Consider the following 13,576-nt stretch of genomic DNA (forward strand, 5'->3'; position numbering starts at 1 on the left):
TTGTCAAACGGCCGAGCCGTAGAGATCGTAGGCGTCGGCGCGCTCGACCTTGACCGTGACGATCTCGCCGGCGCGCAGCGGCCGGCGCGACTGGATATGCACGGAGCCGTCGATCTCGGGGGCGTCATATTTGGTGCGGCCCTTGGCCGAGGTGCCATGCGCCTCGTCAATCAGCACCGGCAGCCGCTTGCCGACCTTCCTGGCCAGTTGCGTCGCCGAGATCTTTTGCTGGCGCTGCATGAAGCGGTGCCAGCGGGCTTCCTTGATCTCGTGCGGCACTTGTTCCAGGCCGAGGTCGTTGGAGCGCGCGCCCTTGACCGGCTCATATTTGAAGCAGCCGGCGCGATCGATCTTCGCCTCGTCCAGCCAGTCGAGCAGCATCTGGAAGTCGTCTTCCGTCTCGCCGGGGAAACCGACGATGAAGGTGGAGCGGATGGCGAGATCCGGGCAGACCTCGCGCCAACCGCGGATCCGCTCCAGCGTCTTTTCGCCATGAGCGGGACGGCGCATGTTCTTCAGCACCTGCGGCGAGGCGTGCTGGAAGGGGATGTCCAGATAGGGAAGGATCTTTCCCTCGGCCATCAGCGGAATGACGTCGGCAACATGCGGGTAGGGGTACACATAGTGCATGCGAACCCAGATGCCGAGCTTGCCGAGCTCCTCTGCAAGGTCGAGGAACTTCGCTCGCACCTCGCGGTCGCCGAACATGCTCGTCTGGTATTTGATGTCGATGCCATAGGCGCTGGTGTCCTGCGAGATGACGAGGATCTCCTTGACGCCGGCCTTGGCGAGCTTTTCGGCCTCGCGCAACACGTCGGCCGCCGGGCGCGAGACGAGGTCGCCGCGCAGCGCCGGGATGATGCAGAAGGTGCAGCGATTGTTGCAGCCTTCGGAAATCTTCAGATAGGCGTAATGCCGCGGCGTCAGCTTCACGCCCTGCGGCGGCAGAAGATCGATGTAGGGATCATGGCTGGGGGGAGCCGCCTCATGCACCGCCGCCATCACGCTCTCATAGGCCTGCGGGCCGGTGACCGCCAGCACATTGGGATGCTTCTCGCGAATGACCTCCGGCTCGGCGCCGAGGCAGCCGGTGACGATGACGCGACCGTTTTCGGAAAGGGCGGAGCCGATCGCGTCGAGCGACTCGTCGCGCGCGGAGTCGAGAAAGCCGCATGTGTTGACGACAACGAGGTCGGCGCCATCGTGCTTGCGGGCGATCTCGTAGCCTTCAGCGCGGAGCCGCGTGATGATGCGCTCGGAATCGACGAGCGCCTTCGGGCATCCAAGGCTGACGAAACTGACACGAGGGGCAGACATAAGCTTTTCCAGGTTTTTCGGGATCGGCGGCGCCATACCACACTAATTGCGGCATTGGTATGGGCTGGTCCTTGTTGCGGCAAAACGCAATGCGAGGCCAGATCAGTGGCCGGCCAAAGCCCGCGTCAGGTGGCGGCAGTCAGCTCACCGCGTTGTTGACATGCGGCCAGATTTCCATCGCGCCCCTGTAGACCATGTCGAGCGCGACATAGAGGATGATCAGCAGGCCGATATAGGCAATCCAACGGTAACGGTGCAGCAGCCGCGCAATGAAGCTGGCGGCAAGGCCCATCAAGCCGATCGACAGCACGAGGCCGACGATCAGCACCCAGAAATGATCACGCGCGGCGCCGGCGACGGCCAGCACGTTGTCCAGCGACATCGACACGTCTGCGACGACGATCTGCAGCGCCGCCTGCCCAAGCGTCTTGCGCGGCGCCTTGCCAGCAACCGCCTTGTCGCTGTCGAGATCGGAATTGGCGAGCGCCTCCGTCGCCTCGTGCTCGTCGGCATGGGAGGTGCGAAGCTCGCGATACATCTTCCAGCATACCCATAACAGCAGGATGCCACCGGCGAGCAACAGTCCGACGATGGCAAGCAGCTTGACGGTAACCGCCGCGAACAGGATGCGCAGCACCGTCGCTGCCACCACGCCGATCAGAATGGCTTTTTTGCGCTGCTCCGTCGGCAGGCCGGCGGCCGCCAGTCCAATGACGATGGCATTGTCGCCCGCAAGCACCAGGTCGATCGCGATGACCTGGACAAGGGCAGTCAGGCTTGCGGCGCTGAAAATATCCATCGTCTGGAGCCTTCCTGTTTGCGGAATGTCGATCTTCGAATGTTCTAACGCCGGAGCGATTCATCGTTTGATGCGATCGCGTTCTAAGTCTTTGTTTTCACGCAATTCCAGCGGGAAAAACAGCTGCGCGCTTTTCCTGGAATTGCTCTACGTGCATGGTTCCTGCACGTCAAGAGAACTCACGAAACAAGCGGTTGCCGCTCGTCTGGTTCCATTGGGTTCAAATGAGTTTGCACTCGAAAGGCCGGCTTGCGCGCAGCCGACCGCGGCAGTCGGTCAATCGTAAAGGTTGTATTTTGCCCAGTCGGTTTCCGGGATCTCGTCACCGATCTTGTAGAGCAACTGCAGCACCTGCATGTGGTCGGGCGCGGTCTGGCACTTGAACTTCAGCCGGAACCATTGACCCTTGCTGCGAAAGGCGGCGCCGGGGCTCCTGATCGCGTCGGCGCTCATCTGGGGCGTGGCGAAGGCATAGGCCACCACACGGTCGGCCTTGAATTTGCGATCGTCGTGGCTGATCCGGTCGAGCACCTCGGCGTCGCAACGCTGTTCGAGACGAGTCTGCGGATCGAGTTTCAGCAGGCCGGCACGAAGTGCGTTGTCCATCGCCTTGGCCGGCCAGGCCAGCGCCAGAGGCGCCAGAACCATCAGGCAGAGCTTTTTCATGGGCGCGACAAGCAGCATATTCTGTCTGAGAAATCAACCAAACGCACGCGCTTGTGACATGGGTGCCGGCCCGGCCGGGCCAGCCTTGGGCTCAGGCCAATCTCGGGCGTCGGCGACTGGGCCACTGCCATTGTTCCGGGGGTTCCGCGATGAAACGATCTCCGCTGCCGAAGAACTGTCAAGCAGCCTGTCAGACTTGGGTCGTATACAGCAGGGACTGTAGAGCCTCTTTTTCTCCTTGTCCGGCGGCAGTATTGTTCCTTGAAAGTGCTGGAGCACAATCCTGCCCGGTTTCGCAGGCTCAGCCGCCGAACAGATTTGCGTGGGAATACTAAAACGAAGAACCGTCAGCGATGAGGTTTACCTGCTTACCGGATCCGTGTGACCAATGGATGGTCTATGATGTATTTTTCGACCTTCCGGCGGAATTGTCGGGCCGACTGCTGCTTGGATTAACGCGAAAGGGCGCAGAGCATTTAACTGAGCAAGCGAACATAAAAACTGTGTCGACGTGCCTGACGATGGAAACCGGCCCCCGTGGGAAGGCCGTTAGCCCGAAAGCACTTTACCAAAAATGTTTCGCTGCAGGGTAGCGCTATAAGTTCCGTGGTTTGCAAGATGATCCCATACGGAGAAACAGGCCGTGAGCGCGGCCAGAGCAAGAATCATGCGCATTGGAACTCCCCACGGCGCCCGAAAACGTCCAATGGTAAGTTCGCGTCAGATTGGAGGCTATTGCCAATATAGTGGGTGACCCTACACCGATCGCGGTATGCTACAGCAAGCGGATCGCAAGGGCGAGCAACGCAGACTTTGAGCAGCCGCCGGCACTTTTCTTGTAACTTAGCGCGCGATAGCTAGTCCGATACCGATGCCAACCCCCACGGCGACCCCCAAAAAGACCTTGCTGGCGAAGTCCAGGGCGAACGCGCACACAGCCGTATAAATATCTGCTCGGGGCTGCCTGACAGCAGCCGCAAGGTCATCGAACATCGCTTCCATAGGTTGCCACCCGCGATTTCTTCGACCTGCAAGACTAGATCAGTTCTGGTGAGATGTGAATTCCTCCGATCCATCAAAATTTAGCGATCACGAAAGCTCGTTGGTAGGCACGTGTGGTAACGGTTGATTCAACCATTGCTGGTATAAAGCAAAGTCAGGTGGCGGCCCCGACAGAGGGCGGGGGGTGCTGGGCCTGCCGGAGCCGCCGGCGCGGGAGTGGGCGCTACCCGCGCTGTCCCAGAATAGGACAGCGCGGGTCTACAATTAGTTAAAGCTAATAGAATTTTGCCGGCGTACCGCCGCTTTGTGTCGGCTGTCCGCCAGCGGTGTGTCCGCCTCCGCCCGGCAACGTGCGGCTGAGGGGCGCAAGCCGCCGACCGTGAGGTCATGAGTCTGGTGCGCTCCTGGATTCGAGCGGCTTCTGGTGTTCTCCACCGGACAAGAAACCTTCGACGCCATGTGCCTGACGCCGGGCGGCCCGGCAGGCTGGCGGGGTAGGCCAGCAAACGCCGGGCCTGACCGGTGGACTCGGGGGCGAGGCACAGCACCGGCTGCCGATAAATATACGCTTGTGCTGATATGGCCAGTACATATCAAGAAGATGATGCCAAAGTAGCCTAGAGGGGCCTCAGCGCATCAAAGGACACCACAGAGCCGCCAACCTGCCGTAGCCAACTAGTGAAGCTTGCCCTTCGGAGGCTTGGCGGTCAGCCACTTCAATTTGACGTTGTTAAGCTCTTGTTCCAGTTCCAGCGCGAGCCGGACGATGGGGTCCGGAATGGAAATCGCGTCTCTCTCGCCCTTTGCCACCTGCGTCTTCGCCGAAAGCTCCGAGACTGCTTTGGATCCGGCCGATTTCGACAGCAGTCGGGACAGGTGCTCCCGCTGCAAAGCGTGCACCTCTTCCAACAGGCTCAGGAACCTCAACGCATCTACTGTCGGCAGCCTGTTGGTTCTCAAGCGGGCAATCCGCTCGTGCTGACGCGCGATGTGCCGCTCGCCATGTCGAACATGACGCTGCGCCATACTGATGTGGTCTTCGAGAGACATGGCGCACAACGCGAAAACAGGCATCTCGTTCCTTCGGCAGGATCTTGCAGGACAATCGGATGGGCACGGGACGCACCCAAGGCTCGCCGGACCAATAACGCAAAGCAGGATTGGCGCAGATGGCCGTCCACAGCGAAACGGTCGCCGCGCAGGAGATGATATGCCGATGGGGTTGGGAATGTGGCGGAGGGAGTGGGATTCGAACCCACGGTGAGCTTGCGCCCACGCCGGTTTTCAAGACCGGTGCCTTAAACCGCTCGGCCATCCCTCCATCATGGTCTTTCAACCACTTACGATCGTCGCTATCGGTCAATTTTCAATGGTCGGCGCCAAATTGACGCCGAGGCATTTGCGACCGGTTAGCGCTTCATTGCTGTAGTGCGGCGGTCAGGGCTGCGTCAACCACCGCGACGTGCCTTCCTGCGGTCGGGACAGACGATGCATTGCCCGGCTGCCTGGTTGGCCGGGCGCTTTTATGTCTGTGGCGAAAATGTCACGCAACCAGAATATGCGGCGGCTCAACCCTGGCGCGCTTATTATCCAGCCAAACGAGGCGTACCGTCCTTAGCGGGCAAGGGGACGACCCAGACCGCAAGCGTCTCTCACTTCCTCCCGAACTAGCGCCCGCTACGGAAAACGTGGTGGGCGTCTTCTTGTCCAGTCCGACGGCAACGCCTCCGGCTAGGCGCGAAAGCGTCTCCCAACTGATCCGTGAAACCACTGCTCATATGGATGAGCCGAGTTCATCCGTTCGATCTAGGCAGGCCTTGCGGACGCCCATGCTAAACTCCTGGTTGGCGCGGGCAATTCCAGCGCTGTGAGCGCCGGTTGGAAATGGAAGTCCCCCTCCAAAAAGCTGCCCCTCCATCCGGCGCTCATCCACGCAAGGCTCACTCTCGGTGGCAGTTGTTTCCCCGCCATAATCTCGCCCGGTTCCGGCCATAATCGATTAACATCGTAATAAACATTTCCTGTGCACAAAGAGATTGGGGATCAAGGTGGGCATTCGGGGGCGCTTGGCTCCGATTGATGGCGGCGAGACTGTAGGGGACAATCGAAAACATGCAGACTTCGGCGCGCCCGCGTCTTCGTCGCGCTCCTGCCTTCGTGCTGTGCGCCCTCTCGGCGGTGCTGCTTGCCGGCTGTACGTCGACGCCGCAACCGAAAGGCATGGTCGACAAGCGGCCGCGTTCCAAGGAGTATTTCGCCGAATCCGAATATGGCGTGAAGGCGAGCCCGCGCGTTGCCTTCATGCGGCGCGGCGGCGGCCGCGACCAACTCGGCAAGCCGTACCAGGTGCGCGGCAAGTGGTACTATCCCAAGGAGGATAAGAAATATGCCAAGGTTGGCCTGGCTTCCTGGTATGGCGATGCCTTCCACGGCCGGCTGACCGCCAACGGCGAAGTCTATGACACGATGCAACTGACGGCGGCGCACCCGACCATGCCGCTGCCGAGCTATGCCCGCGTCACCAATCTCGAGACTGGCAGTTCGATCATCGTGCGCGTCAACGACCGCGGCCCATACCATGAGGGCCGCATCATCGACGTCTCGGAACGTGCCGCGCAAATGCTCGACTATGGCAAGGTCGGCACGGCAAGGGTGAAGGTCGAATATGTCGGCCGGGCGCCGCTCGACGGCAATGACGACCAGTATCTGATGGCTTCCTACCGTCCCGGCGGCAGGCGGCCCGATCCGTCCGACGGCCTGCCGACGGGCGTGATGGTGGCCATGAACGGCCCGTCGCCCAGCCTGTCGATGAGCGATGCACCTCCAGCGGCCGTGCCGTTCCCCGGCCAGCTGACCAGTTCTGGGCAGGCTTTTGGCACGCAGTCCGGTCTGTCGGAGCAGCTTGCCGCGCAACCGGCGATGTCAGGGCAGGCGCAGGGCGCCAGCGAAGTCGTGCTGCCGGATTTCGGGCCGATCGTGCCGGAGCGGCCGCAGTTCAGGCTGCCGCCGAACTCGCCCTTTGCCATGGCGTCGCTGTCCTACGCGGGTGAGCGCGTCAATCACGCCGACGTCTTTGCCGTCCTCGACGGCAGCGGCATGTCGCCGGCCGACATCCTCCAGTCGTGGAAGAAGTCGAACGGCCAGGAACAGGCGCCGGCCTCCGATTATGTGGCCGCCGGCTCCTTTGACAATGCGGCGCAGGCAAACCGCGTGGCGGCGGCGCTCGAGCCGTTCGGCAGGACTGAAATCCAGCGCACCGAGCTTGACGGCAACGACTGGTACGCGGTCAACGTCTATCCGGATGGCCATGGCAGCATCGACGACCTGCTGCAGGCGGCCTGGTCGCACGGCGCGCCGGACGCATTGGTTGTGCGAAACTGATCAATTTCGCGCCCGCCGTTGATCCAGCGGAAAGAACCCTGATAGCTTGTCGACGCCAGCACGGCTAAGTGGGTCGATTTTTCATGCAGTTCCGCATCTTTCAGCCTTTCGCCGGATTACTAGGCCTGGCGCTGATACTGCTTTGGGCAGCCCCGGCCGGTGCGCAGCTTTTCGAGACCAAGGCGGCCCAGGCCTTCATGATCGACGCCGACACCGGCACGGTGCTTTTCGCCAAGGATGCCGACAAGCCGATCCCGCCGGCTTCGATGGCCAAGCTGATGACGATGGAGGTGGTCTTCAACGCCATCAAATCGAAGCGGATCACGCTCGACGATACTTTCGTGGTCAGCGAAAACGCCTGGCGCACCGGCGGCGCGCCGTCGGGCACCTCGACGATGTTTGCCAAGCTCAAATCGGCGGTCCGTGTCGAGGATCTGATCCAGGGCGTGACCGTGCAGGCCGCCAATGACGGCTGCATCGTGCTTGCCGAAGGCATGGCAGGCTCGGAGGCGAATTTCGCCGCGCAGATGACGGAGCGTGCCCGCGAGCTTGGTCTCTCGAAATCGACCTTCGTCAATTCGACCGGGCTGCCGGCAGATGGCCAGCAGACGACAGTGCGGGAGCTCACGATGCTGGCACTGCACATCTGGCGCGACTATCCCGAGTTCTTCCACTACTACGGCCAGCCCGACTTCACCTGGAACAAGATCTCCCAGCGGAACCGCAATCCGCTTTTGGCCATGGGCATCGATGCCGACGGCTTCGTGGCCGGGGCGAGCGAGTCCGCCGGCTTCGGCATTGTCGGCACGGTCAGCCACAACGGCATTCGGGTGATCGCGGCGCTGAGCGGTCTGGCGAGCGACCGGGAACGCTCCGAGGAGGCGCGCAAGCTGCTAGACTGGGGGTCGCGCTCCTTCCAGAAGACGGAGATCTTCGCCAAGGACGAGGTCGTGGGCGAAGCCGAAGTGTTCGGCGGCGCCAAATCCGGCGTGGCCTTGAAAGCCAAGGGCCCGGTGGACATCTTTCTGCCGATAACCAACCGCGACAAGCTGACCGCCAGGATTGTCTATGACGGCCCGGTGGCGGCGCCGGTGGAGCAGGGGCAACCGGTCGGGGAGCTGCGCGTTTGGATAGGCGACACGCTCAGCCAGCGAACGCCGCTTTTCGCCGCCGAGGCGGTGAAGGTCGGGACGCTGCCGCAGCGTGCGCTTGACGCCGCCAAGGAACTGGCCGTCGGCTGGCTGCGTCAGAAACATTTGTGATCGGGCAGGCTCGTGGACCTTTTGCCGGACGGGAGCTATGACAGCGGCCAGCACGGGCGAAGGCATTCACGATTGGCGAGCGGATTTTTCATCACCTTCGAAGGCGGCGAAGGAGCCGGCAAGTCGACGCAGATCGAGCGGCTGGCACGGCGCATGCGCGCCAAGAAATACGAGGTTCTGGTGACACGCGAGCCAGGCGGCTCGCCGGGCGCCGAGGCGGTGAGACATGTGCTTTTGTCCGGCGCCGCCGAGCCCTTCGGCCCGAAGATGGAGGCGATCCTCTTCGCCGCCGCACGCTCCGACCATGTCGAGCAGGTGATCCGGCCGGCGGTCGAGCGCGGCACGATCGTGCTTTGCGACCGTTTCATCGATTCCTCGCGCGTCTATCAGGGCGTCACCGGCGGGCTCGATCCGGATTTCATGCAAGCGCTGGAGGCGGTCGCCATCAACGGCATGGTCCCCGACATGACGCTGATCTTCGACATCGATCCGGCCGAAGGTCTCAGGCGCGCGGCGGCACGGCGTGGCGCCGGCGACAGCGCCGATCGCTTCGAGAAGGAGACTTTGGCCATCCACCAGCGCCGGCGGGAGGCTTTCCTGGCGATCGCCGAGGCGGAGCCGGACCGCTGCATTGTGATCGATGCGTCGGCCGATCCCGAAACGGTGGAAAACGTCGTCACCGCGGCCGTGTTCGCGGTGCTGGAAAAGCGGATGCCGGTGCAAAGGAAGCAGACGGCGCCGGCATGATCTTCGAACGCATCGCCCCCGAACAGCACGACACGCTTGACGGCGTTCCCGAGCCGTCGGAAACGTCGCGACTGATCGGCCACGCGCAGACGGCGGGCATGCTTGCCAGCGCTTACCGCGCCGGCAAGCTGCCGCATGCGCTGATCCTCGCCGGGCCGCACGGCATCGGCAAGGCCACGCTTGCCTTCCACCTGGCGCATCACCTTCTCAGACATCCCGATTTTGCGTCTGCGCCCGAAGCGCTTGCCGTGCCAGATCCGGCCTCGTCGCTGTTTCGCCAGATCGCTACCGGCGCGCATCCTTCGGTGCTGCATCTCACCCGTCCGGCCAACGACAAGACCAAAAGCTTCAAGACCGTGCTGACGGTCGACGAGATACGCAAGGTCAGCCGCTTCCTGTCGATGACCTCGCATGACGGCAGCTACCGCGTCGTCATCGTCGATCCGGCCGACGACATGAACACCAATGCCGCCAATGCCTTGCTCAAGAATCTTGAGGAGCCTCCGGCGCGCACCCTGTTCATCCTCATCGTCCATGCGCCGGGCAGTCTGTTGCCGACGATCCGGTCGCGGTGTCAGATGGTGCGGCTGACGCCGCTTGCGCCGGACGACTTGATGGCTGTGCTGGAGGGCATCGAGCCGCCGCCGGTCGATCCGGCCGCGCGCGCGGCTTTGGCCGAGCGGGCAGGGGGCAGCGCGCGCAATGCGATCCTGCTTACCCAGTATGGCGGGCTGGAAATCGCCGGCGCGCTCGACGCGCTGTTGGCGGCGCAAAAGCCGGACATTGCCGCTGCCCATCGGCTTGCCGAAGCCGTTGCCGGCCGCGACCAGGCGATCCAGTTCGATATCTTCAACCGCCGCGCGCTCGATCTGCTGTCGGCCGCCGCCAGCGAAGCGGCTTTGACCGGCAACCTCGCCAGGGCCAAAACGCTGTCCGACGCTTGGCACGAGGCCGTGAACACGATATCTGAGGCAGAGACCTACAATCTCGACAAGAAGCAGCACGCCCTGACCATGATCGACCGCCTGAATTCTGTGATGCGAATGTGACGGTTTTCTTGGTGCATGCCGCTGCCCCGAAATCGGGCACCACTTTTGGGCGGCATGCATCGGGATGGCAATCGCCATGCCGATAGTTTATCCACCGCCACAACTCACATTCAGACCTTCATGACGGTTCATTCATGTCACGCGAAAAATCCTATCTGACCACGCCGATTTTCTATCCGAATGGCAAGCCACATATCGGCCATGCCTATACGGTCATCGCCAGCGACGCGCTGGCCCGCTTCCAGCGTCTCGACGGCAAGGATGTGTTCTTCCTCACGGGCACCGACGAGCACGGCCTCAAGATGCAGCAGACGGCCGAAAAGGAAGGCATCGCGCCGATAACGCTCGCCGACCGCAATTCGGCAATCTTCCGCTCGATGACCGAGACAGTCGGCGGCTCAAACGACGAATTCATCCGCACGACCGAACAACGTCACTACGCATCCTGCCAAGCGATCTGGAAGGCGATGGCAGCCAATGGCGACATCTATCTTGATCGCTACAGCGGCTGGTATTCGGTCCGCCAGGAAGCCTATTTCGACGAAAGCGAAACCACGCTCGGCGACGACGGCGTACGCCGCGAGCCGCTTGGCTCGCCGGTTGAATGGAACGAGGAGGAAAGCTATTTCTTCCGGCTATCCGCCTATCAGGACAAATTGCTGGCACTTTATGAGAGCCGGCCAGACTTCATCGGTCCAGCGGAGCGCCGCAACGAAGTGATCAGCTTCGTCAAGTCCGGCTTGAAGGACCTGTCGATCTCGCGCACCACGTTCAAATGGGGCGTGCCTGTACCGGGCAACGACAAGCATGTGATGTATGTCTGGGTCGACGCATTGACCAACTACATCACGGCCGCTGGCTATCCCGACACCAAATCCGAGCAATGGCACTACTGGCCGGCGACGCATATCATCGGCAAGGACATCGTGCGCTTCCACGCGGTCTACTGGCCGGCCTTCCTGATGTCGGCCGGCATCGAATTGCCGAAGCGCGTCTTCGCCCACGGCTTCCTGTTCAACCGCGGCGAGAAGATGTCCAAATCGGTCGGCAATGTCGTCGATCCGTTCGCCATGATCGAGCATTACGGCCTCGACCAGGTACGCTATTTCTTCCTGCGCGAGGTGCCGTTCGGGCAGGACGGCAGCTACAGTCACGAAGCGATCGTCAACCGCACCAATGCCGATCTCGCCAACGGCCTCGGCAATCTGGCGCAGCGTTCGCTGTCGATGATCGCAAAGAACTGCGGCGGGGCGGTGCCGAAGCGCGGCGAGCTCACCGAAGCCGACGCGGCGATCCTCGACCAGGCGGTGGAGGCGCTTGCGGTGGCACGCAGAGCGATGGCGGAGCAGGGCATCCATCTGGCGCTGGCGGCGATCTTCGGCGTGGTGGCCGACGCCGACCGCTACTTCGCGTCGCAGGAGCCCTGGGCGCTGCGCAAAACCGATCCGGAGCGCATGGAGACGGTGCTGTGGACGACGGCCGAGCTTGTCCGGCGCGTGACGGTGCTTTGCCAGCCCTTCATTCCCGGATCGGCGGCGAGGCTGCTCGACCTGCTGGCTGTGCCGGCGGACAAGCGCAATTTCGCGCATGTCCACGCAGACCATGCGCTGGTGCCCGGCACGGCGCTGCCGGTGCCTGAGGGCGTGTTTCCCCGCTACGTCGAGCAGGACACCAAAGCCTGATGCTTGTCGACAGTCACTGCCATCTCGATTTTCCGGATTTTGCCGAGGAGCGGGCGGCTATCGTCGCCCGCGCTCTCGCAGCCGGGATCGGCCGCATGGTGACGATCTCAACGCGCGTGAAGCGTTTTCATCAAATCCTTGAAATTGCTGAAGCTTTTAGTGAGGTCTATTGCTCAGTTGGTACTCATCCGCACAATGCGGCGGAAGAGCTCGATGCGACCGCAGAGGAGCTGGTACGGCTTTCCAACCATCCCAAGGTGGTGGCGATCGGCGAAGCCGGCCTGGACTATTTCTACGACCGCGCGCCGCGCGAGGCACAGGCGCAAGGCTTCCGCACTCACATCGCCGCCGCGCGCCGGACCGGCCTGCCGCTGGTCATCCATTCGCGCGACGCCGACGGCGACATGGCGGCGATTCTCGAGGAGGAGACAGGGAAGGGCGCTTTCCCCTTCATCCTGCATTGTTTTTCGTCCGGGCGTCGGTTGGCGGAAGTCGGCGTGGCGCTGGGCGGCTATGTCTCCTTCTCAGGCATCCTGACCTTCAAGAACTCGACCGAGTTGCGCGCGATTGCCGCAGATGTGCCGCGCGAACGGCTGCTGGTCGAGACCGACGCGCCTTATCTTGCGCCAATCCCGCATCGGGGAAAACGCAATGAGCCCGCCTATGTCGCGAATACGGCGAAGGTGCTGGCCGAGACCATCGGCGTCAGCGAGGCGGAGATCGCCGACATCACCACCGAGAATGTCTTCCGGCTGTTTACCAAGATGCCGCGACCGGACGTGACGGCGGCCTGACATGGGCGACCAGCTGCGCCTCACCATTCTCGGCTGCGGCTCGTCGCCCGGTACGCCGCGCATCACCGGCGACTGGGGCAATTGCGATCCGGCCAATCCGAAGAACCGCCGCATGCGCACGGCTGCTCTTGTCGAGCGGATCGCAGGGAAAAGCGGCCGCACCACCGTCGTCATCGACACCGGACCGGATTTCCGCGCCCAGATGCTGCTCGCTTCGGTCAAACACATCGACGCGGTGGTCTATACCCATCCGCATGCCGACCACATTCACGGCATCGACGATCTGCGCGGCTTCGTGCTCGAGCAACGCCGTCGTATCGATATTCATGCCGACCAGCCGACCATGCTGCGGCTGCGCCAGGCGTTCGGCTACTGCTTCGAGACGCCCCCGGGCAGTTCCTATCCACCGATCGTCAGGCCGCATCTCATAGACCATGCCAGGCCGGTGGTGATCGAAGGCGAGGGGGGTCCCCTCACCCTTGAGCCGCTGCCGCAGATCCATGGCGACATCATTTCGCTCGGTTTCCGCATTGGCGGGATCGCCTATTGCCCCGATATCAGCGACTTTCCAGCTGCCACCGCGGGACGCCTTGACGACCTTGACGTGCTGGTTATCGACGCGCTGCAGTACAACAGCCATCCGAGCCATCTGTCGCTTGCCGAGGCACTGGGCTGGATCGAGAAGCTCTCGCCGAAAAACGCGGTGCTGACGCATATGCATGTGCCGCTGGACTATGCCGCCGTGATGGCCGAGACGCCGGACCACGTGGTGCCGGCCTATGACGGCATGACGATCGAAATTCCTTGTGAATCAGAGCGATAAAGACGCCTGTTCACTTTGGCGCTTAGTCGTCAATCCGATTCTCTTTGGTGCTTC

11 protein-coding genes and 1 tRNA gene are annotated in these 13,576 nt (G+C 62.3%); 7 read left to right on the forward strand and 5 right to left on the reverse strand.

What is annotated here, in order from left to right:
• Positions 1-3: 3 nt before the first annotated feature.
• The 5 genes from rimO to CK215_RS03690 all read right to left on the reverse strand — a co-directional run bounded on the left by rimO (position 4) and on the right by CK215_RS03690 (position 5,105).
• Positions 4-1,317: a 30S ribosomal protein S12 methylthiotransferase RimO gene (gene rimO / locus CK215_RS03670; RefSeq protein ID WP_095830192.1), complete on the reverse strand. Its 1,314-nt coding sequence runs from the start codon at positions 1,315-1,317 to the stop codon at positions 4-6.
• 139 nt (positions 1,318-1,456) lie between these two features.
• Entirely contained in the window at positions 1,457-2,116 is a 660-nt protein-coding gene (locus CK215_RS03675) for a TerC family protein (RefSeq protein ID WP_066989793.1), read from the reverse strand.
• A gap of 276 nt (positions 2,117-2,392) precedes the next feature.
• Positions 2,393-2,800, reverse strand: coding sequence for a DUF930 domain-containing protein (locus CK215_RS03680; protein ID WP_066989790.1), 408 nt, complete (start codon positions 2,798-2,800; stop codon positions 2,393-2,395).
• Between the two features lie 1,659 nt (positions 2,801-4,459).
• Positions 4,460-4,858, reverse strand: coding sequence for a hypothetical protein (locus CK215_RS03685; protein ID WP_066989784.1), 399 nt, complete (start codon positions 4,856-4,858; stop codon positions 4,460-4,462).
• A 157-nt stretch (positions 4,859-5,015) separates the two neighbouring features.
• Positions 5,016-5,105 (reverse strand) — tRNA-Ser (locus tag CK215_RS03690).
• 791 nt (positions 5,106-5,896) lie between these two features.
• Here CK215_RS03690 and CK215_RS03695 point away from each other — a divergent pair.
• The 7 genes from CK215_RS03695 (at position 5,897) to CK215_RS03725 (ending at position 13,522) form a co-directional block, all read left to right on the forward strand.
• Positions 5,897-7,165, forward strand: coding sequence for a septal ring lytic transglycosylase RlpA family protein (locus CK215_RS03695; protein ID WP_095830099.1), 1,269 nt, complete (start codon positions 5,897-5,899; stop codon positions 7,163-7,165).
• Positions 7,166-7,248: 83 nt separating this feature from the next.
• Positions 7,249-8,427: a D-alanyl-D-alanine carboxypeptidase family protein gene (locus CK215_RS03700; RefSeq protein WP_095827684.1), complete on the forward strand. Its 1,179-nt coding sequence runs from the start codon at positions 7,249-7,251 to the stop codon at positions 8,425-8,427.
• A 72-nt stretch (positions 8,428-8,499) separates the two neighbouring features.
• On the forward strand, positions 8,500-9,174 hold the full coding sequence (gene tmk / locus CK215_RS03705; protein ID WP_095827683.1) for a dTMP kinase: 675 nt from the start codon (positions 8,500-8,502) through the stop codon (positions 9,172-9,174).
• Positions 9,171-10,223 (forward strand): DNA polymerase III subunit delta', encoded by a 1,053-nt coding sequence (locus CK215_RS03710; protein ID WP_095830100.1) that lies wholly within the window; start codon positions 9,171-9,173, stop codon positions 10,221-10,223. The genes tmk and CK215_RS03710 overlap by 4 nt, the downstream gene beginning before the upstream one ends.
• A gap of 134 nt (positions 10,224-10,357) precedes the next feature.
• Positions 10,358-11,905 carry a methionine--tRNA ligase gene (gene metG / locus CK215_RS03715; protein ID WP_095780484.1) on the forward strand — a complete coding sequence of 516 codons (1,548 nt, stop codon included), beginning with the start codon at positions 10,358-10,360 and terminating at the stop codon, positions 11,903-11,905.
• Complete coding sequence (locus CK215_RS03720) at positions 11,905-12,699, forward strand: TatD family hydrolase (RefSeq protein WP_095830101.1); 795 nt, start codon at positions 11,905-11,907, stop codon at positions 12,697-12,699. The genes metG and CK215_RS03720 overlap by 1 nt, the downstream gene beginning before the upstream one ends.
• A 1-nt stretch (position 12,700) precedes the next feature.
• Entirely contained in the window at positions 12,701-13,522 is an 822-nt protein-coding gene (locus tag CK215_RS03725) for an MBL fold metallo-hydrolase (protein ID WP_095830102.1), read from the forward strand.
• Positions 13,523-13,576: the final 54 nt, after the last annotated feature.

This window comes from Mesorhizobium sp. WSM3864 (assembly GCF_002294955.1).
GTDB lineage: Bacteria > Pseudomonadota > Alphaproteobacteria > Rhizobiales > Rhizobiaceae > Mesorhizobium.

Bases quoted from the DNA above. Each gene is read 5' to 3' on its own strand.
- CK215_RS03710 (WP_095830100.1), top strand. From the start codon at position 9,171: ATGATCTTCGAACGCATCGCCCCCGAACAGCACGACACGCTTGACGGC.
- CK215_RS03720 (WP_095830101.1), top strand. From the start codon at position 11,905: ATGCTTGTCGACAGTCACTGCCATCTCGATTTTCCGGATTTTGCCGAG.
- CK215_RS03685 (WP_066989784.1), bottom strand. From the start codon at position 4,858: ATGCCTGTTTTCGCGTTGTGCGCCATGTCTCTCGAAGACCACATCAGT.
- metG (WP_095780484.1), top strand. From the start codon at position 10,358: ATGTCACGCGAAAAATCCTATCTGACCACGCCGATTTTCTATCCGAAT.
- rimO (WP_095830192.1), bottom strand. From the start codon at position 1,317: ATGTCTGCCCCTCGTGTCAGTTTCGTCAGCCTTGGATGCCCGAAGGCG.
- CK215_RS03695 (WP_095830099.1), top strand. From the start codon at position 5,897: ATGCAGACTTCGGCGCGCCCGCGTCTTCGTCGCGCTCCTGCCTTCGTG.
- CK215_RS03680 (WP_066989790.1), bottom strand. From the start codon at position 2,800: ATGCTGCTTGTCGCGCCCATGAAAAAGCTCTGCCTGATGGTTCTGGCG.
- CK215_RS03700 (WP_095827684.1), top strand. From the start codon at position 7,249: ATGCAGTTCCGCATCTTTCAGCCTTTCGCCGGATTACTAGGCCTGGCG.
- CK215_RS03725 (WP_095830102.1), top strand. From the start codon at position 12,701: ATGGGCGACCAGCTGCGCCTCACCATTCTCGGCTGCGGCTCGTCGCCC.
- CK215_RS03675 (WP_066989793.1), bottom strand. From the start codon at position 2,116: ATGGATATTTTCAGCGCCGCAAGCCTGACTGCCCTTGTCCAGGTCATC.